Raw genomic sequence first — 22985 nt, 5'->3', positions numbered from 1 at the left:
CACGTGGATCGTAAGCGATCTCCGGACCAAGGAGCCATCATGTCGGATGAGGTTGTCGTCGCCGCTGCCGTTCGCACGGCTATTGGAGATTTCGGCGGTGCGCTCGCGAGCGTTCCGCCTACGCAGCTAGGCGCGACAGTGGTACGTGCATTGCTCGACCGCACGAATTTGCCGGGTGGCGATGTTGGCCACGTGGTGTTCGGCAACGTGATCCATACCGAGCCTCGCGACATGTATCTCGCGCGCGTCGCCGCGCTCGAGGGCGGCGTCAGCGCGGACGCTCCAGCGCTGACGCTCAACCGGTTGTGCGGCTCCGGCCTCCAGGCCATCATTTCCGCCGCCCAGGCTATCGCCCTCGGCGATACTGAAATCGCCATCGGCGCAGGCGCGGAAAGCATGTCGCGCGCAGCCTATGTGGCCACCGGAGCGCGTTGGGGCTCACGCATGGGCGACATCCGCCTGATCGACATGATGGTCGGCGCACTGACCGACCCGTTTAGCGCCTGCCATATGGGTGTGACCGCGGAGAACGTCGCGACGAAGTACGGTGTTTCCCGTGACGACCAGGACCAGCTCGCCGTCGAGTCGCACCGGCGCGCCGCACGAGCCATTCACGATGGCCGCTTCCGCGAACAGATCGTGCCTGTGGCACTCCGCACCAAAAAGGGCGAGAGCGCTTTCGATACCGACGAGCATGTGCGGCCCGGCACGACCGCCGCCGATCTCGGCAAATTGCGCCCGGCATTCCAGAAGGACGGTACGGTCACAGCCGGCAACGCGTCGGGCCTCAACGACGGCGCCGCGGCAGTCCTGCTGATGGCGCGCCGCACTGCCGAGCAACGCGGCCTTCGTCCACTTGCGCGGCTCGTTTCCTGGGCCCACGCCGGCGTCGATCCTCAATACATGGGCATCGGCCCGGTGCCTGCCACACGCAAGGCGTTGCAGCGCGCGGGCTTGACCGTGGCGGATCTCGACGTGATCGAAGCGAACGAAGCCTTCGCCGCGCAGGCTTGCGCCGTCGCGAAGGAGCTGGAATTCGACAGCGCGAAGGTGAATCCAAACGGGTCGGGCATCTCGCTCGGTCATCCGATTGGCGCAACGGGCGCCGTCATTGCAGTGAAAGCGATTCACGAACTGCACCGTTGCGGTGGCCGCTATGCGCTCGTGACGATGTGCATCGGTGGTGGCCAGGGTATCGCGGCTGTCTTCGAACGCCTTTAGGGCTCGGCGCGAGGGGGTTATCCATTGAATCAGAGCGAGTGACGTTTGAAGAACCAGGCCGGATGCCAGCACGCGCTTGATACTCGCGCGCGGGCAGCCGTATTCGAAGGGGGCCTTAGCGTGCCTTAGCGTGCCTTAGCGGGCGCTCAGCGCTCTTGTGCGAACGCGGTCAGCCGGCCGTGAATGAGTGCGCGTGCCTCAGCGACCATGCGGCTCACGAGTTCCGCACAGGTGGGAATATCCTCGATGAGCCCGATCGCGAGACCAGCCGGAAACGTTCCGTCTTCCGTATCCCCTGTCTCGTACATGCGTTTGCCGCGCTCCCCACTCACGAGTGACTTGAGATCTGCGAACGTTGCGCCTTCCTTGTATTCGAGTTCAAGCACTTTCTCCGCAACCGAATTCCTGAAAATGCGCGAGGTGTTTTTCAGCGTGCGGAAAATCAACGCCGTGTTGCGCTCATCGTTCTCGACTAACCTGCGCTTAACGTTCTCATGAATCGGCGCTTCCTGCGTGGCCATGAATCGCGTGCCCATGTTGATGCCGTCCGCGCCCAGCGCGAGTGCCGCGACCATGCCGCGTGCGTCGGCGATGCCGCCCGATGCAAGCATCGGAATGCGCAGTTTCGCAGCGGCTGCCGGCAACAGAATGAGATTGGGCACGTCGTCTTCGCCCGGGTGGCCGGCACATTCGAATCCGTCCACGCTCACGGCGTCGCACCCCAATGCCTCGGCTTTCACCGCGTGACGCACGGAAGTGCATTTATGGATGACCTTGATTCCCGCTGCCTTGAACGCCGGCATATACGGCTCGGGATTGCGTCCCGCAGTCTCGACGACTTTCACGCCGTTTTCCACGATCGCTTGCACGTACTCATCGTACGGAACCGGTTTGATCGTTGGCAGTATGGTCAGGTTCACGGCGAACGGCTGATCCGTCGTCGATCGGACGCGGCCAATCTCGTTGCGCAGCGCCTCGGGCGTAGGTTGCGTGAGCGCCGTAATGGTGCCTAGCGCGCCAGCGTTGGAGACGGCGGCGGCCAGTTCCGCGCGGCCCACCCACATCATGCCTCCTTGAACAATGGGATATCGAATCCCCAGCAACTCTGTAATGCGCGTCTTCATGTACGGATCCTGTGATGTAAGTGCAACCTGCTTGCCATGCGTGCAGCCTCTCGAGTGCAGCTTGCGTGCGTTTGTATTTACGAACATCGTGCAATTATATACACTTTATTCACGTCACCGACACGAGTGTGCCGCACACGCGCACCGAGTCGGATCACACGCTGCATGAATGATCAGGAGAGTTGATGAACAAGCGAGACAACGGGATTGGCGCCGAGGGAACGTCGGTTCGCCCCACGCGGGATCAGGCGGAAGAAGCCGTGCGAACGCTCATCCGATGGGCGGGCGACGACCCGGAAAGAGAAGGCCTCATTCAAACGCCCGCGCGCGTCGCTCGCGCGTATCGCGAGTTCTTCGCGGGATACGAATCCGACCCGATGCAGATTCTCGCCACGACGTTTTCCGAAGTGGATGGCTACGACGAAATGGTGGTGCTAAAGGACATCCGCTTCGAGAGCTATTGCGAGCACCATATGGTGCCTATCATCGGGCGCGCGCATGTCGCCTACCTGCCTGAGCATCGCGTGGTCGGCATTTCCAAACTCGCGCGCCTCGTCGATGTCTATGCCAAGCGTCTGCAGATTCAGGAGAAGATGACCGTTCAAATTGCCGATGCGCTGAACACCGTGCTGCAACCCAAGGGCGTCGCCGTAATCCTCGAAGCCGCGCATCAGTGCATGAGCACACGCGGAGTGCATAAACCCGGTGCGTCGCTCGTGACAAGCCGTATGCTGGGTGCGTTTCGTGACGACCCGTCCACGCGGCGCGAGTTTCTGTCGATTGTGGGCCACAGTACGATCATGCCGTTGCCAAATAGCTGAAAGCCAACGTCGGCTCCCTGCCGATGTTGGCTTTCATGACATGCTCGTTAATCTGTCGCAGGCGTCACCCGACGCTCATGCAAGCCACTAGACCTCGGTGGGCTGACGTGTCACAAGAGGCCGCTCGTAAGAAACGTCTTCACGGTTTCGAGAACTGACACCATTGCTCATCAGGATTTCCCGCCAGGCAGCGGGCACTGCTGCCGGCGCGAGCTCGTTGATTGCCTCCGAGATGCAAACGCGGGCGGCAATCGCCCACACGCCATCGCGCTTTTCGAAGCGGTCGATATAGCGCCCCACCGCGAGCGTGTCCGGCTTGACGCGGTTCTCGCCGAAGAAAAGCCAGTATGTTTCCCCGTGCGCGACGTCGCCCTTCAACTCTACGCTGTGATTGAACACCATATGATGGTGCGAGAGTTGATGCTCGGTATGGTACGCAAAGGCCCAGTTGACGAATTCCTCTGCATTCCCAACGAATGCGCCGTGGTCGTCGATTGCATCCGGGTGGTACGCCGACAGCGTCAACTCCCGATCCATGCGGTCCACTCCGCGGCAATACCGGTGCACGCATTCGAGTATGGCCTGCTTGTCCAGCAGCGCTTCTACGCGTGCGCTCAGCTCTTCGTTCATGGTTCTACCGTTAGTAAGTCATGGCGACAAAAAACACCACTGCGCCGATCACCGCGCCGACGAAGCAATAACCTTCGCCTGTCGACAAGTCAGTTTCATGTTTTTGCGCCCGACTCGCAATCGCACATCCAACGATGCCCGCGAATGCCGTCGCACCGAGCACCGCAAACGTCATCACGACGTCGAAGAGCGCCGAACGCCCCAACTCTTCGATCCGCAGGTCGCGTTGCAGCAGCCAGACAGCGGCTGCCGATATCGATAAGAGAATGAGCGGAAGCCATACCCTGCGCGCCTCTCGAGCGCGCTCGCCCGGGATCGTCTTCATCGTGCTGCTCCCTCCATGCGCACCTTGCCGAAGATATGGAGCGCCATCGCACCCAACGCACGCGCCGCCCGATTCGATTGTTTTGCTCGATCGGATTCGTCCGACGAGGGAGGATTGCTGCCAGGACGCTGGCGCCGATAGTGGAACGTGTAGTCCGCGAGAGGACCACGTAAATCGCTGTCGAGAAGGTACATCGCATGTCTCCGATCAGGCTTATGCCTCTCGGGCGCTTTCGCGGCGCCTCTATGAGGACATCCTAGGTGACAGGGTCCCGTTATGCAACAACTCGTTCAATTAATTGCGTCGGTGTTTTCACTAGCCGCCGGGGCGTAGCGTGCAATGCATGCGCGAGCGCACGCAACGCACGCGGCTAAGCGTGCGCAACGGGTCGAATTCAATCGGGGAAGCGAAATGCAGCCCTAAGCCGCGTCACCGACGCGGCTTGGCAACGCGAAATAACGAGCCGCTGGTGAGCGATCAGGAAACCTGGAAGCCGCCGTCGACAGCCAGAAGCTGGCCGGTCACGTAATCCGATGCAGGCGATGCGAAGAACAGCACGGCACGCGCGATATCGGAGGCGACGCCAATGCGGCCCAGGGGCATACGGCCGGGCTGTGTAATTGGGCCGCTTGCCTGGTGGACCTTGGTCGATGCAGCCGCGCCCTCGGTTGCCACGCCGCCGGGTAGCACGGCGTTCACGCGAATTCCGTCCGGTGCGAATTCGAGAGCGGCCACCTTGGTGAGATTGTTGACGCCCGCCTTCGATGCGCCGTAATCGCCGTTGTCGAAAATCACGGGCTGTAGCGATGCCACCGACGAAATATTGATGATGGATCCACCGTTACTGGCCGCTTGCATGCGCTTGATCGCTTCGCGCATGCAGAGAAAGGTGCCGCGCAGATTCACGCCGAGAACCTTGTCCCACTTCTCGGCCGACGTTTCGACGAAGGGCGTCTTCGGGTAGATACCCGCATTGTTGACGAGAATGTCGAGACGCCCGAGCTTCGCCTGAACGGTTTCGTACATCGCAAGAATCGAAGATTCATTGCCGATGTCCACCTTGACTGCGATTGCCTTACCGGACGCGCTTTCGATTTGTTTGACCGTCTCCTGCGCCGCTTCCTCGTTCAGATCCGCCGCAACCACGGCTGCGCCGGCCGACGCCAGCAACAGCGCCGTCTCACGGCCTATACCGGAACCGGCCCCTGTTACCACCGCGACCTTCTGATCGAGACTGAAAAGACTCGCCACATTCGTACTCACTGCTCCTCCTTTGGCTCGCCATGCGAGCGGGTTATTTTGTGAACGTCATTCGTAAACATAAACACGCCACCTTGGTGTGTCAAGGTGAACGCGAAACCGAATGACGCGAGGAGCAGCCGAAACGAATCAGCTCGTCGACGCGATTGTGCGCATCACGTCCCGGGCGGCGACGCGATTTCGCGGATGATGTCGAGCATCGAACGGTGATACGGCTTGTGAGGCCTATCCGCCCACACCAGCGAAACCTCTGTTTCGCCCGGCGCGGGAACATCCTCGATATCGACGTAAGCAACCCCTTCCACGGGCAAATATCGCGCCGAGTCCAGCATCAAACCGACACCCAGTTCGTGAGCAACGAGGTTGAGCATCGTATAGGGGTGGCGAGCTTGTTGGGTAACTCGTGGCGACAAACCCTCCTCGCGCCGCGCTGCTTCAAACGCAGCGAATAGCGGTTGCGACATTTGCTGAGGGAACATGATGAGCGAATATCGCGCGAGATCCGCGATGCGAATCGAACGCTGCGTCGCCACAGGCCACTTCGCCGGAACGGCGGCCACCACACGCAGACGCTCGATGACTACGCTCTCCAGACCCGAGACGTCCGCGGCGCTGGTGACAACCACGCCGAGGTCGATGCTACCGTTTTTTACACTTGCGACTGTTAGGGCACTACCGCGTTCGATCAACCGCACATCGACACCCGGCCATTGCTTGCGCAGCGCCTGAATGGCTAGCGGCATGATGCGTAGCGCGCACATCGGCACGAACGCTACGCTCAGGCTCGCCAGTTCGTCGGCTGCCTGGCGTACGCGGCGCTCGGCTAATTCCGCTTGCGCGATCAGCGGCTTGGCTTCCGCGAGCAACGCGGATCCAGCGGGCGTGAGGGATACGCCGCGCGGCGTGCGTTCGAGGAGCTTGATGCCAAGCTGCTCTTCCAGCCGCATGATCGACTGGCTGAGCGGCGGCTGCGCCATGCCAAGACGCGCTGCCGCACGACCGAAGTGCTGGGTCTCCGCAACCGCAACAAAGTGTCTGAGATGCCGCAATTCCATGGCTCGATATGACTTCGATATTGGCGTGCCGCCAGCATATCGCCTTTGTTCCACCGCGGTGCACTGCGGATGAACCCTGGTCACATTGTTGAACGTAGGCCGCATCGGGCGTATCCGGACTTGACGTCGGCCATGGTTCGACATACATTTTTGAATGTCGTTCTAATTTACGAATAATAGACGGGGCCGCCCGGTCGATCTGGAAGAGGCATGGGGCAAGAGAACAATTCAAAGCGTGAATACGAACTGCAGGACCATGAACTGATGGTTTGCTGTGGTTGCTGCGTTGGTATTGCCCGAAAAATTGACGATGCCAGAAATTAGGAACCTGCAGCCTTTCGTTCAGGCCGTCCGCTGCGGCAGCTTCATCGCGGCGGCAACCCGCCTCCAGGTCACCCCGCCTGCCATAAGCAAGAGCATTGCCGCGCTGGAGCGTGAACTGGGCGTGCGCCTTTTCAACCGGACCACACGCAAGCTGAGCCTCACGAGCGAAGGGCGCCAGTTCTATCAACGGGTGGCGCCATTGTTGAGTCAGCTCGACGAAGCCGTCGCGGATGTGCGGCGCAGCCCGGAGCATCCGGAGGGATTGATCAAGGTCTCCGTCACGCCGACGTTTGGGAGGCATTGCCTGACTCCGGTGATCGCAGAGTTTCTGCAACGCTATCCGCTCGTCGAAATCGACATCAGCTATGACGAAATTGCGCCAAGCCTGGTCAACGACGGCGTCGACGTCAGTATTCAGCATGCGCGGGGACGCGGAACCAATCATGTCTCCCGTCCGCTGTGCGATTACCCCATCGTACTGGTCGCGAGCCCGGATTACCTCGAACGCAAAGGCGTGCCTCATTCGCCGGATGAACTGGCGGAACACCAGTTCGTCGGCATCCGCATGCCGTTCGGACTCGCCGCGCTGCATCTCGAACGCTCGCCGGGAAGCATGCGAACGCGCGGCGCCCGGAAGAACAGGACGTTCGTTCACCATCCCCGCGGGCGTTTAACCGTGGCAGGCCAGCCGGACACCGGCCTCGTCGCGGCGCTCAGCGGCGCCGGGATCACGCCGTCATCCGTGCCCGTTGTGCTGCCGTATCTGCGCACCGGAGCACTCAAAATCGTCCTCGCCGAATACAGGGTGCGCGGCGACGAGGCTGATGGTACGGGGCCGCGCATTTACGTGCACTATCCCCACCGCCAGTATCTGCCCGCGAAAGTCAGGGTTTTTGTGGATTACCTGCTCGAACAGTTTCGCTCGACCGACACCGGCAAAGCGGAACTCGACGCATTTGCGGCCTGAATGCCGACCGGTTTCATTCGCGGCCCGCGCCACGCCGTCGATACGCAGAAGGACTCATCGCAACGTATTTGTGGAAGATGTTGCGAAACGCGCGCACATCTGAATACCCGACCATAACGGCGATCTGCTCGATGGAGACCTGTGTGTTGCGCAGCATTCTCTTTGCTGACTCGATACGCAGTGAGCTTGCATAAGCCCGCGGCGTCATGCCGAGGCTTCGCGTAAAGCGGCGCAGCAACGTGGCGTGACTGACGGCCAGCACGTCCGCCAGTTCGCTGATCTTGAAGTCCTGAGCGAAACGCTGTGCGAGCCAGAACTGCGCGCTGCTCACGAGCGGATCATCACTCGACAGGCGGCCTTCCTCGCGCTCGCCATCCGTGCCTGTCGTCGAAGCGAGCCATTGGGCGGTATGCGGTGAAATCGCACGATCGACGAGGCGCGCCACGAGTTGCCATTCGCTTGCTGGCACGCTGCAGGTGTGAGCGCCGCCGTGCTCGGCGATCGTGACGCCCGTGTCCACGCGCACCTTCGGATAGCGCGACCGGAGCAAGCCCCTGAGCACTCGCGGAACAGCCGCAGGGCCGTCGTCGAGAAAGCCTGCCTGCGCGAGCAGCAACACCGCCGTACCGCTTGCGGCCAATACCGCGCCGCGGGCACGTTGCCAACGCAGCCACTCCGTTACCGGCTGTGCGTGGTCGAGCAGCGTAACGAGCGCCTCTTCGCTAGTCACTGCAAAGGCTGGTACGTAGACGATGCTGTACTCGGCATCGCCCAGCAAGTCGCCGTCGCTATCCATCTTTCGGCCGCCGGCGAACTCGAGACCGCCGGCAGTGGCGCTCAACAGGCGCACCTGCGTCTTCATCGTATGCCGGTACGGCGGCGCAAACTGCGTAAATACATGTCGCGCAATGAGCGCAAATCCATCTACCAGCGCGCCCACGCTCGACAGGTAGCTGCCTGGCAGCACGAGCGCGGCAACGTCTTTCACTGGCTCAGTCGGCGCGGCGGACTTGCGAATTTCGATCCCCTTATATGCAGAATTTGATCCTCTTTCGCGGCGATCTTAGCACGCATCATCGTCATTATTGCCAGCGAAAAGAATGGCGGGAAAAGCGCAGCCGCTACCCGCCGCCAATAGCCGCGCCGCCGCGGTAAACAGGAGACGCAAATGAAGAGCCTCGAAGAAAAGCACGCCTATGGTCTAAAGGTATTCGGCGAGATCATGGGTGAAGACAAGGCAGCCGGCTTGCGCGCCGCAAGCGAGTCCACCGGCTTCGGCGCCGATATTTCACGCCTTGCCGTCAATTACGCGTTCGCGGACGTATGGGGCGACGACAAGCTCGAGCGCAAGCAGCGCAGCCTCGTGACGCTCGGCATCCTGATCGCCAGCCGGCAGACACTCGAACTGAAGAACCACGTCCGCATTGCCGTGCGCAACGGTCTGAGTGCTCGCGAACTCGAAGGTGTGCTTATCCAGGCGCTGCCGTATGCGGGCTTCCCGGCTGTCGCCTCCGCCACCACGGCGGTACTCGAGACGCTGCGGGAACTGGGCATCGACACTACCACCCGCACTTCGGAAGAACGCGGATTGCTGTGAGACAGCGGCAAAGTGCGCCCGCGACCTGAGGAGACAATTTGTGAGCACACCAATCGTGGATATCGTGCCGACGATGCGCGAATTCAACGTTTCGAACGATCTGCTCGGCGATCACGCCGCGTTGCAACAACGCTGGGACGAAGACGGCTACCTGTTCTTCCGCGACGTACTGGACCACGAGCCGCTCGAACGCATGCGCGCGCTGCTCGTTGACCACCTCGATCGCAACGGCTTCGTAGACCGTAACGATCGGGACGTGCGATGGACCGGCAAGGAGCGCGAAAATTTCAGCTTCTTTCCCGTGAAGGAAATGAATGAGCAGCGCGCCGCGCGAACGGTGATGGAAGACCCCGCAACTCGCGCATTCTTCCAGCGGCTCTTCGAGGTACCGCTTTATTGGGTGCCGTTTACCGAATACCGCACTTCGCCGCCCGCCATCGACAAAAACCGCACGCGCTTCGACTTTATTCACGAAGATGCGATCTACAGCGACCGCCTCGACTTCATCATTTGCTGGATTCCACTCAGCGATATCGATGCGCAAGTCGGTGGGCTGGCCGTAGCGGAAGGGCTGCACAAGCTTGCGTGCCTGCATAAGAAGGACGGCGACAAGATCATTCCCATCGACCTTGCGAGCGTGCCCGAAGACGCATGGCGCCGCACGAACTACCGCCTGGGCGACGTCCTGTTGATGAGCCGGCGCACGCCGCATTCCGGGCTCAGCAATCATTCCGGGCGCTTCCGCCTTTCGCTCGACACGCGCATCCTGCCGCAAGGCGGCAGTTTCCCGTTCGCGCCGCGGCTGCCCTACGTGGGCACGCTCACGTCTATCGCGCCCGACCGGATCGTTGTGCGCGACGCGGATGGCGACCATGCCCTGCGGCTCGACGAAACGAGCTATTTGCGCGGTTTCCAGGGCAACCGCGTGCGCGGCGACGAGATTGCCGACGTTTATCAGCCGGGCTGCGAAGTGATCGTCGCCCATGAAGGCGGCCTCGTTCAAACGCTGCGGCCGCAGCATTGATCGTCCTGTCACGCGGAAAGACGAAGCTTCGTCTTTCCGCTTCGCGCTCCTGTACGCCCGTGTCGCTCGCCCCATATCTTTTCCTGAACATCGTGCTAATATTAGAACAACAGCACGACTCCAGCCCGCTCGTGCGATGACCTGTCGCCTGGCGAGTGACTTCGTGCGCTATGCGACCAGCAACGACACGGCTGGCCTACCTCTATAGTTCGATCACCGGAATAGTCATGACCGATTCATCCGACGCGATACTCGTCATCGGCGCTACTGGCATGCAAGGGGGTGCAACGGCTCGCCGCCTCCTCGCGGCTGGACGAACGGTTCGCTTCCTGACTCGCGATCCAGATTCGCCGGCGGCACGGGCGCTCGTCGCAATGAACGCGCAGGCCCTCAAGGGCGATCTGGATGAGCGTGACTCGCTCGAAAAAGCACTGAAGGGCGTCCGCTCCGTCTTTTCCGTTCTCCTTCCCAATTTCGATCATAGCGATCGCGAACGCCGCCAGGGTTTCACGCTAATCGACGCAGCGCGCAAAGCAGGCGTCCCGCAATTCGTCCACACCTCCGTGGCGCAGGCCGGCAATCATTTGACGTTTCCGGGCTGGAGCGAAAAGCGTTGGAATCAAAAATACTGGACGGACAAATGGGACGTCGAGGAAGCCGTTCGCTCCGCGGGTTTCGAATCATGGACTGTCTTGCAACCGGCATTCATGATGGACAATCTCGCTGAACCCAAAGCGCGCGCAATGTTTCCGCACCTGCGCGAACGCGTACTGCTCAGCGCGTTGCTGCCCGACTCGCGACTCGACTGGATTGCCGCTGACGACGTGGGTGCGCTTGCAGCCAGCGCGCTCAACGATGCGCAACGCTGGCATGCAAAGACCGTACCGCTGGCTGCGGAGAAGCTCACGATGTCTGAAGTGGGAAATCGTCTCGGCCAGGTTCTGGGCACGCAGATTAGCGTTTCGCACGTCTCGCCGGACGAGGCACGAGCAAAGGGACTCGTGCCGGGCTGGGTGAATGCGCAGGAATGGATCAACGTGGTCGGATATCGTGTCGACATCGATTCGCTCTCCGAACGTGGTGTCCAGTTGACCTCGATGACGGAATGGATCGACGCGAATCGACAGCACATCAAATTCGTCTGACTGGTTTGCGAAACACTCCTTGCTCAATGGATGAGCTGCAATGAATATCAGTGTTCCCTCCTGGTTCGAACTCGTCATGAGCCAGCCACGCCGCTCCCATTTCACCGAGGCGGGCGGGGCTACAGTGCACTATGTCTCCTGGAATGCCGCAGACACTGAAAAACCTCCGCTCATCTTCGCGCACGGCTTCCTGGGGCACACGCACTGGTGGGACTTCATTGCGCCGTTCTTCACCGACCGCTTTCGCGTGTACGCTCTCGATTTCAGCGGTATGGGCGACAGCGGCTACAGGCAGGAATACGGCGCAGACGTTTTCGTGCGCGACCTCGTAGCCGTCGTGGACGCAATCGGCTGCGGTCCATGCGTCGCGGTCGGTCACAGCTTCGGCGGATCGCGCCTGCTGCAGGCGTGTGCGACTTTTCCCGATCGTCTTTCGCATGCCATCGTGCTCGATTCGTATTTCATGCTGCGCGGCGACAGCTTGCCTGCCGTGGAACGCCGGCCGCCTCCGCGCCCCTATCCGGACTGGCATACCGCCGTCAGCCGCTTTCGCCTCATCCCCGAGCAGGCTTGCGCACCGTGGCTTCTCGAACATCTCGCGCAGACATCGCTGCGCCAAACCGACGAAGGCTGGGTGTGGCGCTTCGACCCGAAGCTGCGGGATCTCCAGCCGGTTGAAGGCGAGGAGGACCTGCTGACCCGGATCACAGTTCCAGTGAGCTATGTTCACGCCGAGTGCAGCAGCGTGGTCAGCGCGGATCGCGCGCGCCACATCGTAGCGGCGATTCCCGGCGCGAAAGGGCCCATCACGATGCCGCGCGCGGGCCATCACATGATGCTCGACCAGCCGCTTGCGCTCGTGAGCCTCTTGCGGGCGTTGCTGGCATGAAACCCGACATGCGCGGATCGACAACTGCGCCGTGGTCGAGTGAGTTGCCTCTCTCGGCGCTGATTGCACGCGCCGTCGAGCAGCACGGCGCCACGCCGCTACATTTTCATACCCAAGGCGGCGCCTACACGTGCACAACGCAGTCCCTGCTGCGCGGCGCGAGAGAAATCGCCAGGGCGCTGCGAGCGATCGGACTGCGTCGAGGCGACGTGATCGCGATACAGCTCCCCACACAGCGCGAGACGGCGCTGCTGTATCTGGCTGCACTCGAGATCGGTGCCGTGCTCGTGCCGATCGTCCACATCTATGGTCCAGCCGAAGTTGGCTTCATCCTGCGGCAGTCGCGCGCCCGATTTCTCTGCGTGCCCGACCTCTGGTGCGGCACGGACTACCTGGAGCGTATCGCCGCGCTGGGCGACCCACCCGATCTTGAGCGCGTTATCGTCGTTGGCGATCGGGCGCCCGCGAACGGCATCACGTTCGATGCGCTGCAACGGCTCGCCGCGACAACGCACGATCGGCATCCGGGGGACGCGCCAACGACGGAAGACATCTGCCTGCTGCTGTACACATCGGGAACGACGGCTTCGCCCAAAGGCGTTCAGCACTCGCATCGCACCGTTGGCGCAGAGTGGCGGATTCCGTTCATCGACGGGCCTGGGCCTTACCTCACGCCCTTCCCCGCCGGGCACATCGCGGGCTTCAATTTTCTGTTGCGCCCGTTCGTCACCGGCACCGAGATGGTGTTCATGGACCGATGGGACGCCCCGCTCGCCGCGCGGCTCATCGAAGAGCATCGCGTGCGCCTTTCAGGCGGCACGCCGTTCCATCTTCAAGGACTCCTTGATGCCGCCCATCACGACGGCCGCAGCCTGGCGTCGCTCGTGTCTTACGGTCTGGGCGGCACGGGCGTCACGCCCGAGCACGTCGCACTGGCCGATCGCGCGGGATTTACGGGAACACGCGCTTATGGGTTGACCGAGCACTCGACGGTGAGCGTTGGCTGGGCCGATTTCCCTTTTGAAATTCGAGCCAATACGGACGGGCGCGTTCAGCCCGGTTCTCAAGTGCGCGTTGTCGACGAGTTGGACCGCGACCTGCCTGCGGGCCACGATGGCGAGATTCTCATCACGGGACCGGAGTTGTTCGTCCGCTACACGGACCCGGCACTCAATGCGGCGGCATTCACTCTCGACGGATGGTTTCGGACTGGCGATATTGGTCATCTCGACGAAAGCAGCTGCCTGACCATTACGGACCGAAAGAAGGACATCGTAATTCGCGGTGGAGAAAACATCTCGTCGCTTGAAGTGGAGCGCGTGCTTGCCACTCACCCCGCAGTGCGCGATGTCGCCGTCGTGGCCCAACCCGACGCCCGCTACGGCGAAAGAGTTTGTGCAGTAGTCGTCTTGCACGAACACACGACACTCGACCTGAGCGCGGTTCAAACCCACTTTGCTGCCGCGGGCGTGGCGAAGCAAAAGACCCCTGAGCACCTTTGCATCGTCGCAGAACTGCCGCGCACGCCATCGGGAAAGGTGCGAAAAGGCGACCTGCGCAAGCAGCTTTCCACCTAGCGGCAGTTCAGCCGGCACTTATCGCGCGTGGTTGTCCTGGCGCGACTTGAGAAAAAGATCTCGCTGCCTCGACATCTCATCGGACGCAGCGAGCCGATCGTAAATCGCACGCGCCGCAGCCAGGCCCGCCTCGAAATCAGCCGACTCGGCGGCGGCGGCGATGGCATCCAGGCACTTGATTTCTATCGCATCGCCCCGGGCGACGCATGCGCGCGCCCTGGCGACAATGGAACCCGGATCCTGATCCGGCAATGGCAGCCGGCTTATCAATGGCAATGCCGCGCTGCCGATCTTCTCTCGCGCCAGTTCGATCGCCATGCGCAACACGTGCTGCTCATCGCCCTCGACGATTCGGTCGAATAGCGCTGTTCCGGCGAACGTACTCGCGGTCACGATTTGCGCGCCAAGAATGAATTCAATCGATTTTGCGAAACCCAGCACACGCGGCAAACGCTGCGTCCCGGACAAAGGGATTACACCAAGCCTGCACTCCGGCAGCCCGATCTGCGCATTGTCCGCCACGAGCCGGTAATGGCAGACCAGCGCCGTTTCCAGCCCACCGCCAATGGCAAATCCGTGGATAGCGGCGACAACCGGCTTCTCGCTCGCCTCGATCACCGGATGAACGTGCAGCGACAACGCGGGGGCTGCCGCCGCAGCGGGCGTGCCGAATTCGCGGATGTCGCCGCCTGCAGAGAAGCCACGGCCGCCGCCTTTGAGCACTATCGCTCGAACCTCCGGATCGTGCCGCGCCGCTTCGAACGCAGCGACGAGCCCGCGACGAACTCCGAGGCCCAGCCCATTGACTGGCGGGTGGTTCATCGCGAGGACGGCCACGTCGTCTTCTACGTGGTACTCGACGTTGTCGAAGCGCTGAGCGTTCCGCCTGGTCATCGATCGTTCGCCAGCCAACTCGGCATATCCGTCGGCCACGGATCCGCATATACCGCGTGCACACCCATTGCAGTCGTGTAGGCAAGATTCAGTACATTGCAAAACGCGACGAAGGCAAGCACGCGCAGCGCCGTACGGACCGCTGAATGGCACTCGAGACGATCGACGCCTCGTTCGATCGCCGTGTAGCCGTTGCTGTCGACGCTAATCAGAAGGAACGCAGAAGCCACGAAGGCGGACGGAAACAGCAGGAACTCGTAGACCGGAAACTGGTAGTAGTGACCGCCCCAAAAGGAAAAACGCTGAAACGCCCCCGGCCATGCGTCGAATCCCATGAAGCGGCTGGCGGCGATGTCGAGCAAACCCATCGTCATCCAGATGGCTGCAAAGCCCGCGAGCGTGAGTCCAACGTTGCCTGCTCGGGGCCAACGCTTGCGGACCGCACGCATTGCCCACAGCGCGACCACTGCCGTGCCCGTGAACGTGTAGAAGTAGCTGGGCGCGTCGATCAAGACAGGCTCAGCAATGCGTGCGTGCGGCGATTGCCAGAACGGAATGAAACGACACCAGCAGCCGAAATTCACCGCATAGGCGTTATACGTGAACATCGGCCGAAGGAAGTCCAGCCATGGATCGAGCCAGTATGCCGAGAGCCAGCCGATCATCATGAGACGCACCGCGTCGATGCGGCGGCTTTTGACGATTCCGTAGACGAACCAGATTGCCACTGGAATCAATAGCAGCACGCTGACCCATTGGTAATGGTCGATCGTCGCCTTCACGGATTCCGGAATCGGGTCCGTGCCCGCATCGACGGGGTGGAAGTCCTCCGAACGAATCCATGCGACGTAGGCGTAGATTTGTGCCAACGCGAAAAGCGCGCCGAGCGCTGCCCACGCATACACCCTGTGCCAGGTCGTGCTGCGTCGAACGACCATCTCCGACATGCTTGCCTCCTCATCATTATGTCAGCATTCACATTTGTGAATGATGGTCTAAACAATGTACCCTGCTGCGGAGGCAGCGTCAAGCGCCATACGCAATGCGGCCTCGGTAGCGGCACGCGTGGCCGTGCCATTCAACGCCCCGGAAGGTTGTCATCGGCCGATAAGGTCATGAATCTCGTGATCGAGCGCTGCAATTGCGAATCGCGGGACAACTGCGCAATCGTTGACTTCCACCTGCCATTGCACCGGGTTCACGAGCCGGAAGCACACCCCGTAGACGATGTGCCGTCTCGAGCGCTCTAATTGATGAAAATTAGTCACTCTAATTGTTCCCTACGGTAACCATTGCGCGTCGGGGGTTGTCGCTAGAATGCAAAAAAATCGACAAGCCCCCAGGAGACAACCAGATGACCACGACCGTGCTTGAACGCCTGTTCGGCATCAGCGGGAAAGTCGCTGTCGTTACCGACAAGGGACGCAATTCCAGTATCGATATTGCCCCTGTGCTGGCCGAGGCCGGCGCGAAGGTCGTGATCGCGGATCACAGCGCGGCGCACATGCAGCGTGTCGTCGACAGAATCCTTTCGGCAGGCGGGGAAGCTCTCGCGATCGAGACGGACGTGGAGCGCGAAGCCTCCGTGATCGCGTTGTTCGAGCAGGTGAAGGCGACCTGGGGCAGCCCCGACATCGTGGTCAATTGCGCCGCGATGACCAATAACGGACCGCTCACGGATTTCACCGAAGCGGCCTGGGACGAAGTCATGTCGATCGACCTGAAGTCCGTTTTCTTCTGCATGCGCGAAGCGATCAAGCACATGCTGCTCGCAGGCCGGGGTGGCCGCATCGTGAACGTGACCACCATGGGAGCGATGCATGCAGTCCTCAACGGCAATGGCGCTTACGGCGCCGCGCGAGCCGGCGTAGCGGGCCTGGTTCGCTCCGCGGCGCTCGACTATGCCCCCGAGCAGATCCTCGTCAACTGCGTGCTTCCTGGCGCCGTGCCCGGCAAGGTTCAATTTCACCCCGACACGCAGGCTCGCCTGAAGACAGGAAAGCTCACGGGCCCCGGCACGGATGCAGAGCGACGCCTGCCGCTTGGATGGGGAGATCCCGCCGACATCTCGGCGGCGGTCTTGTACCTTGTCGGGCCATCGGGCCGCTATATGACGGGCCAGTCGATTACGCTCGACGGCGGGTTTCTGATTAGCTGAAGGCCCGCGAGCAAGCACAACTCCCAGCGACTACTCACACGGAGCATTCCATGTTTAGCGAAAGCCAGATCGGCGCACGTCTCGCGCAGATCTTCAATCTCACGGGAAAGACCGCCGTCGTTACCGGCTCTGCGCAAGGCCTGGGCCGCGAAACAGCGCGACTGCTTGCGGAGGCCGGCGCCAATGTCGTGATCGCCGATCTGGACCCGGATGCCGCGTCCGCAACTGCAGCGGATATCGAGGCAAACGGCGGCATTGTATTGCCCTACAAAGTGGACGTGGCGGACGAAGCTTCGGTCAAGGCACTCTTTGCAGCCGTCGATGCAAGATTCGGTGCCGTAGACATTCTCGTCAACAACGCTGCGCATCGTTCGAAAGCCGAGTTTTTCGAAATGTCCGTGGAGCAGTGGGACCGGATGCAGGACGTCACGTTACGTGGCACTTTCCTGTGTTGCCGCGAGGCGATCAGGCGCATGAAGGAAAAGGGCGAAGGCGGCTCGATCGTCAACATATCCTCCGTCGGTGCGCTTCGACCCACGTTGTGGGGCGTCAACGCCCACTACGACGCCGCGAAGGCCGGCGTGGACAGCATTACACGAACACTGGCCAGTGAGTTTGCAGCCGATGGAATCCGCGTCAATTCGATCCTGCCAGGCGCAATGGCCAGCGAGGGCGGCAAAAACATCAGCGCTACCTTCAGGATACGCGGGCCGATCATGGGCGCAGGCCGCGTTCCGATGGGGCGGATGGCCGCCCCAATCGAAGTCGCCCAGAGTGTGTTCTTTCTCGCAAGCCCTGCCGCAAGCTACGTCACCGGCCAAATCATCGCTGCGGACGGCGGCTTCACGGTCAGCTAGGCAACCGCCGCTACGATGGGCACGCAGTATAAAAACTTAGGATACTGAAATGCCAGGGATTACTTTCATCGAGCTCGCACGCCCAGAGCGACGCGCAGTGTAGTCCACAGCTGCGCCTCCAAGGTATGCATCATGCAGCAGTTCAAGCTGAGCGAGTTCGCCCGCCTCACCGTGGGCAACCACACGCCCCCCTTCGAGTACATAGCCATGCTGCGCATATCGCAGCGCCATCGTCGCATTCTGTTCGGCGAGCAGGAAGCTCACGCCCTCGTCGCGATTGAGCGAAGCAACGATTTCGAAGATTTCCTCGACGACCATCGGCGCGAGGCCCATCGACGGCTCGTCCAGCAGCACCAGCGCCGGACGCGCCATCAGCGCCCTGCCAATCGCCACCATCTGTTGCTCGCCTCCCGACGTCAACCCCGCCAGTGACTGGCGCTTGACCTTCAGGCGCGGAAAAATCCCGTAGATCCGTTCGAGATCCGCTTCGATCTCGGCCCGCCGCGGCCGTCTGGCGAACGACCCTATGCGCAGATTTTCCTCGACCGACAGATGCGCAAAGCAGCGCCGTCCTTCGAGCACCTGGACAAGCCCGCGCTCGACGAGCGTCCACGGTTCGACGCGCGCGACATCTTCGCCGCGATAGACGATGTTTCCGCCCGTCAGTTCCCCGCGCTCCGCGCGCACGAGGTTCGAGATCGCCTTGAGCGTGGTCGTCTTGCCGGCACCGTTGCCGCCGAGCAGCGCAACGATCGCGCCCTCGGGCACCGCCAGCGAGACCCCGCGCAGGGCGGGGATGATCTGGCTGTAGGTCACGGCGATCTCATCGACCTCCAGGATCGGGGCGCTCGTCATGTTAGAGGTCCTTGCTGCAATCGCGCGGCGTAATGCCCTTTTCCTTCGCATACGAAAGCGCCGATTTCTCGATGATCGGACGCAGCAGCGCGCGGTCGGCCTGCACCCAGTTGCTGATCACGTTCCATTTCTGGCCGTCCCATTGCTGGAAGCGCACAGCGCCGCCGCCTTCGTGGTCCGCGCAGGTCAGCTTGAGCGGCTGGACGAGGCCAAGTGCGCCGAGCTGCTTGAGGCGCGCTTCGTCAAGATCCAGATGCTCGAAGCCCCAGCGCACCTGCTCGCCCGTGAGCGGTTTGTTGCCGAATTTGCGCTGCGCGACGCGCACCGCCTCGACGTTCAGAATGCCGTTCACCACGCCCAGGTTGTAGTAGACGGTGCCAAAGCGCGCCGGGTCCTTGAGGTTGCCGTTGCCGGGCTTCACCACGTACTGGTTGATCGCCTGCAGCACCGGGTAGTCCGTGCCCGAGGGGTGTGTCGTGATCGAAATGAAACCCTTGGCCGCGTCGCCCGCCGGCCGCACGTCTTCCTCGGAGTTGCTCCAGATGTTGCCGATGATGTGATCGACAGGGTAGCCGACCTTCTGCGCGGTCTTGATCGCCACCGGATTCATGACACCCCAGCCACGCAGGATCACCCAGTCGGGATTGAGCTGGTGAATCTTCAGCCACTGCGAGCCCTGTTCGTTGCCAGGATGCGGCACTTCGATCTGCGTCACCTCGAAGCCGTACTGCTTCGCCAGCAGATCGACCACGGGAATCGTTTCGCGACCGTAGGGCGAGCCGTGATACAGCACGACGATCTTCTTGCCCTTGAGCGCGGCGAGGCCACCCGAGCGCTGCCCGATATAGTTGACGATCGCGGAGACCTCGCTGTACGGATTCAGCTGCAGCGGGAACACATAGGGAAACACGGCGCCATCGGTCGAATCGGTGCGGCCGTGGTTGATCGTGATGAGCGGAATCTTGTCGGCCGTCGAACGGTCGAGCGTCGCGTAGGCAATGCCAACCGACAACGGGTTCGTGGCCGCGGTCGGCGCGCCGTCGGGGCCACCGTGCTTCAGGCGTTCATAGCACTCGACGCCCTTCTCCACCACATATTCGGTCTCGCACTCCTTCCACACGAGCTTGACGCCGTTGACGCCACCGTCGCGAGCGTTGATCAACTGGAGATAGTCGATAAAGCCGCCGAAGAAGCCGCTGCCACCGGCTGCGTAGGGGCCGACCCGGTAGCTTTGCAGCGGAAAATACTCCTCACCCGCCGCATGCACCTGAGGCAACGCGCCAACGGTGAGCGCAAGCGCGGCCACGAAAGCCGAGGACCACTGTCGCCACTTGGCGCGAACGGGACGAATATCATTATTTCGCATAACAAAATATTCCTTGAACGATAAAAGAAACAATAAGACGGGGAGATTAACGGCTCAGGATTGCTTCGGCCGACGTTGACGGACGATCTGCACGAGTCTCGCGAGGCCTTCCGGTTCCTTGATCAGGAAGACGATGATCAGCGTGCCGAAGACGATCTTCTGCAGGTTCTGCACCTGGTCTGCACCGATGCCCGCGTGGGCCAGCGCGCCAGCCGCGTTCGAAAGCAGAATCGGCAGCAACACGATGAAGGCGGCTCCCAGGAAGTTGCCAGAGATGCTGCCCATGCCGCCGATGATGATGATGAACAGCACCTGGAATGACAGATTCAGGTTGAAGCCGTCGGGCTCGATCGTGCCGAGGTACGCGAAAGCCCACAGCGCGCCGGCCACGCCGAGCACGAAGGCACTCAGCGCGAAGGCCAGCAGCTTGCTGCGCCCAACCGGGATGCCGATCACGCGCGCGGCGGCTTCCATGTCGCGCACGGCCATCCAGCGCCGGCCCAGCTCGCTGCGCACGAGGCTCGCGCCGAATGCGAACAGCGAGGTCGCGACACCGAGCACGAACAGGTAGCGCGACACCGGCGTGTCGATGCGCCAGTGACCGATCGCGAGCTGCGGCGCGCTCAACACGCCGGACGTGTCGTAGTTCGAGAACCACCCCACGCGCGTGAACAGCCAGACCACGAAGAACTGGGCGGCCAGCGTCGAGACGATCAGGTAGAAGCCTTTGATGCGCAGGCTCGGCAGTCCGAACAGCGCTCCCGCTGCGGCGCTGACCAGGCCGCCGAGCAGCAGGCCGACGGGCAGCGGCAGCGCAGGCACACGCAGGAGCAGGTTGTAGGTCGCATAGGCGCCGATCGACATGAACGCGGCTGAACCGAGCGACAGTTGCCCGGCGTACCCGGTCAGGAAGTTCAGGCCGAGTCCGGCCACGGACAGGATTAGAAATGGCACGAGGATCGCGTTCAGCCAGTAGTCGTTCGCCACGAGCGGCACGCCTGCGAACGCAACGAGCGCGCTCGCAAGCGGCACGGCCAACTGGCGCAGGTTCAGCCGGCGCGGTTCGGCGAGGGGACGGGTCAGTTCCATCAAGGTTTCCTCAAACGCGCTCGACGGCCGCCTCGCCGAACAGTCCGGACGGGCGCGCGAGCAGGAACAGCATTGCAAGCAGATAGGGGAACCAGTTCTCGATGCCGTCGCCGATCACGCTCCCCACATAGACCTCGGCCAGCTTCTCCGTTGCGCCGACCAGCAGGCCGCCGACGATCGCGCCGCCGATCGACGAGAAGCCGCCGATGATCAGCACCGGCAGAGCCTTGAGCACGACGAGCGAGAGCGAGAACTGCACGCCCAGGCGCGCGCCCCAGAGCAGGCCCGCAACAAGGCTGACGAAGCCAGCCAGTGCCCAGACGATTGCCCAGACGCGCGGCAGCCGCACGCCGACCGCGAACGCGGCAAGCGGATCGTCGGCCACGGCCCGCAGCGACAGGCCAAAACGCGAGCGCTTCGCGAGCTGCGACAGCGCAAGCACCAGCACGCCCGCCGTGGCGGCCGCGAACAGGTCGAAGCGGCTCACCATTACGCCGGCCAGATGCAGCGGCCTGTCGTCGATGCCGAGATCGAGCCCGTGCACCTGCGCGCCCCATAACAGCTGCGCCGCGCCTTCGAGAATCAGGCTCAGACCGAGGGTGGCCATGAACAGCACGATCGGCGCACGGTTGACGAGCGGGCGCAACACGAAGCGGCCCGTTGCGATCGCGATCAGTACTAGCGCGGCGAGCGTCGCCGCGAACGACAGCCACGGGTTCCAGCCGCGCTCAACGAGGCTCACGTAAGTCAGCGCACCGAACAGCACGAGCGAGCCCTGCGCGAAGTTGAAGATGCCCGACGCCTTGTAGATCAGCACGAAGCCGATCGCGACCAGCGAATACATCACGCCGGCGAGCAGTCCGCCTACCAGCACCTCGAAAAAGAATTGCATTGCGCCCCCCTCTCAATGACGTGTGCCGAGATAGGCCGCCAGCACATCCGGGTTCGTGCGGACTTCGTCGGGCCTGCCGTCGGCAATCTTTTTTCCGTAGTCGAGCACTACCACGTGATCGGACAAGCCCATCACCACGCCGATGTCGTGCTCGATCAGCACGACCGTGACGCCCAGATGCTCGTTGGCATCGAGCAGGTACCCGGCCATCGCGTGCTTCTCCTCGGTATTCATGCCGGCCATGGGCTCGTCGAGCAGCAGCAGGCGTGGTTCGGCAGCGAGCGCCCGCGCCAGCTCGACCCGCTTCTGCAACCCGTAGGACAGGGTGCCCACCACGCTGTCGCGCCACGGCTGCAGATCCAGTGCTTCGATCACGCGCTCTGCGCGCTCGCGCTGCAAGGCTTCATCCCGTGCGGCACGGCCAACGTGCAGTGTCTGTTCGAGCCATGTACTACGGCGATGCAGGTTGCGCCCGGCCAGCACGTTCTCGAACACGCTCATGCGCCTGAACAGCGCGAGGTTCTGAAACGTGCGCGCGATGCCGCGATGTGCGGCGTCGTGCGCGTCCATGCGCCGGTAAGCATGGCCGTCGAAGCGCAGCGTGCCATGCTGCGGACGATAGACGCCGTTGATCACGTTCAGCAGCGAACTCTTGCCCGCGCCGTTCGGGCCGATCAACGCACAGATCTCGCCTGCCGCGACTTCGAAACTGATATCGGTAATGGCCTTGACGCCCCCGAACGACACGGAAATGCCGTCGAGCGCGAGCAGGGCCGTCGAGGCTTGCGTCATGCTGATTCACCCCTTGGGGTGCCGTTTGCCAGTTGTGTTGTTCTGTTTGGTGCGGCCGGGTCTGCTCGCGCGCCCGGCCGCACCAAACAGAACAACACAACTGGCAAACGGCACCCCAAGGGG

At 62.1% G+C, this 22985-nt stretch carries 24 protein-coding genes; 10 read left to right on the top strand and 14 right to left on the bottom strand.

The features are described from left to right. Positions 1 to 39 precede the first annotated feature (39 nt). Positions 40 to 1221, top strand: coding sequence for a beta-ketothiolase BktB (gene bktB / locus M3I53_RS21615; RefSeq protein ID WP_254317887.1), 1182 nt, complete (start codon positions 40 to 42; stop codon positions 1219 to 1221). A gap of 146 nt (positions 1222 to 1367) precedes the next feature. On the opposite strand, the gene M3I53_RS21610 is transcribed toward bktB, so the two are convergent. Continuing rightward, positions 1368 to 2345, bottom strand: coding sequence for a nitronate monooxygenase family protein (locus M3I53_RS21610; protein ID WP_254317886.1), 978 nt, complete (start codon positions 2343 to 2345; stop codon positions 1368 to 1370). 185 nt (positions 2346 to 2530) lie between these two features. Here M3I53_RS21610 and folE point away from each other — a divergent pair, with 185 nt between their 5' ends. Then, the gene (gene folE / locus M3I53_RS21605; RefSeq protein WP_254317885.1) at positions 2531 to 3166 is read left to right on the top strand and encodes a GTP cyclohydrolase I FolE; all 636 of its coding nucleotides are present in this window, start codon (positions 2531 to 2533) and stop codon (positions 3164 to 3166) included. 87 nt (positions 3167 to 3253) lie between these two features. On the opposite strand, the gene M3I53_RS21600 is transcribed toward folE, so the two are convergent. The 5 genes from M3I53_RS21600 to M3I53_RS21580 all read right to left on the bottom strand — a co-directional run bounded on the left by M3I53_RS21600 (position 3254) and on the right by M3I53_RS21580 (position 6436). Further along, entirely contained in the window at positions 3254 to 3796 is a 543-nt protein-coding gene (locus M3I53_RS21600; RefSeq protein WP_254317884.1) for a nuclear transport factor 2 family protein, read from the bottom strand. Positions 3797 to 3806: 10 nt separating this feature from the next. Beyond that, positions 3807 to 4121, bottom strand: a complete 315-nt coding sequence (locus tag M3I53_RS21595) for a hypothetical protein (RefSeq protein ID WP_254317883.1) — start codon at positions 4119 to 4121, stop codon at positions 3807 to 3809. Beyond that, positions 4118 to 4315 carry a hypothetical protein gene (locus tag M3I53_RS21590; protein ID WP_254317882.1) on the bottom strand — a complete coding sequence of 66 codons (198 nt, stop codon included), beginning with the start codon at positions 4313 to 4315 and terminating at the stop codon, positions 4118 to 4120. Before M3I53_RS21590 ends, M3I53_RS21595 begins: the two co-directional genes overlap by 4 nt. Before the next feature lie 283 nt (positions 4316 to 4598). Further along, positions 4599 to 5384, bottom strand: coding sequence for a glucose 1-dehydrogenase (locus M3I53_RS21585; protein WP_254317881.1), 786 nt, complete (start codon positions 5382 to 5384; stop codon positions 4599 to 4601). A gap of 152 nt (positions 5385 to 5536) precedes the next feature. After that, the gene (locus M3I53_RS21580) at positions 5537 to 6436 is read right to left on the bottom strand and encodes a LysR family transcriptional regulator (protein ID WP_254317994.1); all 900 of its coding nucleotides are present in this window, start codon (positions 6434 to 6436) and stop codon (positions 5537 to 5539) included. A 274-nt stretch (positions 6437 to 6710) separates the two neighbouring features. Here M3I53_RS21580 and M3I53_RS21575 point away from each other — a divergent pair, with 274 nt between their 5' ends. After that, on the top strand, positions 6711 to 7727 hold the full coding sequence (locus M3I53_RS21575) for a LysR family transcriptional regulator (protein ID WP_254317880.1): 1017 nt from the start codon (positions 6711 to 6713) through the stop codon (positions 7725 to 7727). Between the two features lie 13 nt (positions 7728 to 7740). Here the strand turns inward: M3I53_RS21575 and M3I53_RS21570 are convergent, their stop codons facing one another. Then, positions 7741 to 8715 carry a GlxA family transcriptional regulator gene (locus M3I53_RS21570; protein WP_254317879.1) on the bottom strand — a complete coding sequence of 325 codons (975 nt, stop codon included), beginning with the start codon at positions 8713 to 8715 and terminating at the stop codon, positions 7741 to 7743. A 180-nt stretch (positions 8716 to 8895) separates the two neighbouring features. Between M3I53_RS21570 and M3I53_RS21565 the strand changes: the two genes are divergently transcribed. The 5 genes from M3I53_RS21565 (at position 8896) to M3I53_RS21545 (ending at position 13959) form a co-directional block, all read left to right on the top strand. Beyond that, positions 8896 to 9324 carry a carboxymuconolactone decarboxylase family protein gene (locus M3I53_RS21565; RefSeq protein WP_090869961.1) on the top strand — a complete coding sequence of 143 codons (429 nt, stop codon included), beginning with the start codon at positions 8896 to 8898 and terminating at the stop codon, positions 9322 to 9324. Positions 9325 to 9364: 40 nt separating this feature from the next. Further along, the gene (locus M3I53_RS21560) at positions 9365 to 10348 is read left to right on the top strand and encodes a phytanoyl-CoA dioxygenase family protein (RefSeq protein WP_254317878.1); all 984 of its coding nucleotides are present in this window, start codon (positions 9365 to 9367) and stop codon (positions 10346 to 10348) included. Between the two features lie 227 nt (positions 10349 to 10575). Continuing rightward, positions 10576 to 11493 (top strand): NmrA/HSCARG family protein, encoded by a 918-nt coding sequence (locus tag M3I53_RS21555; RefSeq protein ID WP_254317877.1) that lies wholly within the window; start codon positions 10576 to 10578, stop codon positions 11491 to 11493. 40 nt (positions 11494 to 11533) lie between these two features. Beyond that, complete coding sequence (locus tag M3I53_RS21550; protein WP_254317876.1) at positions 11534 to 12382, top strand: alpha/beta fold hydrolase; 849 nt, start codon at positions 11534 to 11536, stop codon at positions 12380 to 12382. After that, complete coding sequence (locus M3I53_RS21545) at positions 12379 to 13959, top strand: AMP-binding protein (RefSeq protein WP_254317993.1); 1581 nt, start codon at positions 12379 to 12381, stop codon at positions 13957 to 13959. Before M3I53_RS21550 ends, M3I53_RS21545 begins: the two co-directional genes overlap by 4 nt. Positions 13960 to 13977: 18 nt before the next feature. Here M3I53_RS21545 and M3I53_RS21540 read toward each other — a convergent pair whose 3' ends face one another. Together M3I53_RS21540 and M3I53_RS21535 are read right to left on the bottom strand one after the other, a co-directional pair. Then, complete coding sequence (locus tag M3I53_RS21540; RefSeq protein ID WP_254317875.1) at positions 13978 to 14853, bottom strand: enoyl-CoA hydratase-related protein; 876 nt, start codon at positions 14851 to 14853, stop codon at positions 13978 to 13980. Further along, positions 14850 to 15800, bottom strand: coding sequence for a spirocyclase AveC family protein (locus tag M3I53_RS21535; RefSeq protein ID WP_254317874.1), 951 nt, complete (start codon positions 15798 to 15800; stop codon positions 14850 to 14852). The genes M3I53_RS21540 and M3I53_RS21535 overlap by 4 nt, the downstream gene beginning before the upstream one ends. A 407-nt stretch (positions 15801 to 16207) precedes the next feature. Between M3I53_RS21535 and M3I53_RS21530 the strand changes: the two genes are divergently transcribed. Further along, positions 16208 to 17011, top strand: coding sequence for an SDR family NAD(P)-dependent oxidoreductase (locus M3I53_RS21530; RefSeq protein ID WP_254317873.1), 804 nt, complete (start codon positions 16208 to 16210; stop codon positions 17009 to 17011). A gap of 50 nt (positions 17012 to 17061) precedes the next feature. Further along, positions 17062 to 17868 carry an SDR family NAD(P)-dependent oxidoreductase gene (locus M3I53_RS21525; protein ID WP_254317872.1) on the top strand — a complete coding sequence of 269 codons (807 nt, stop codon included), beginning with the start codon at positions 17062 to 17064 and terminating at the stop codon, positions 17866 to 17868. A 36-nt stretch (positions 17869 to 17904) separates the two neighbouring features. On the opposite strand, the gene M3I53_RS21520 is transcribed toward M3I53_RS21525, so the two are convergent. Genes M3I53_RS21520 through M3I53_RS21500 form a run of 5 tightly spaced genes read right to left on the bottom strand, consistent with a single transcriptional unit; the run spans position 17905 to position 22862 of the window. Beyond that, positions 17905 to 18723, bottom strand: a complete 819-nt coding sequence (locus M3I53_RS21520) for an ABC transporter ATP-binding protein (protein ID WP_254317871.1) — start codon at positions 18721 to 18723, stop codon at positions 17905 to 17907. A 1-nt stretch (position 18724) separates the two neighbouring features. Continuing rightward, on the bottom strand, positions 18725 to 20089 hold the full coding sequence (locus M3I53_RS21515; protein WP_254317870.1) for an ABC transporter substrate-binding protein: 1365 nt from the start codon (positions 20087 to 20089) through the stop codon (positions 18725 to 18727). Positions 20090 to 20143: 54 nt separating this feature from the next. After that, positions 20144 to 21178, bottom strand: a complete 1035-nt coding sequence (locus M3I53_RS21510; RefSeq protein WP_254317869.1) for a branched-chain amino acid ABC transporter permease — start codon at positions 21176 to 21178, stop codon at positions 20144 to 20146. Between the two features lie 10 nt (positions 21179 to 21188). Further along, positions 21189 to 22070, bottom strand: coding sequence for a branched-chain amino acid ABC transporter permease (locus M3I53_RS21505; RefSeq protein ID WP_254317868.1), 882 nt, complete (start codon positions 22068 to 22070; stop codon positions 21189 to 21191). A gap of 12 nt (positions 22071 to 22082) precedes the next feature. Then, on the bottom strand, positions 22083 to 22862 hold the full coding sequence (locus M3I53_RS21500) for an ABC transporter ATP-binding protein (protein WP_254317867.1): 780 nt from the start codon (positions 22860 to 22862) through the stop codon (positions 22083 to 22085). Positions 22863 to 22985 lie beyond the last annotated feature (123 nt).

This window comes from Paraburkholderia sp. CNPSo 3272 (genome assembly GCF_024206495.1).
Taxonomy (GTDB): Bacteria; Pseudomonadota; Gammaproteobacteria; order Burkholderiales; family Burkholderiaceae; genus Paraburkholderia.
Note: the sequence above shows the minus strand (reverse complement) of the source record. Positions and strands in the feature narration are given on the sequence as shown.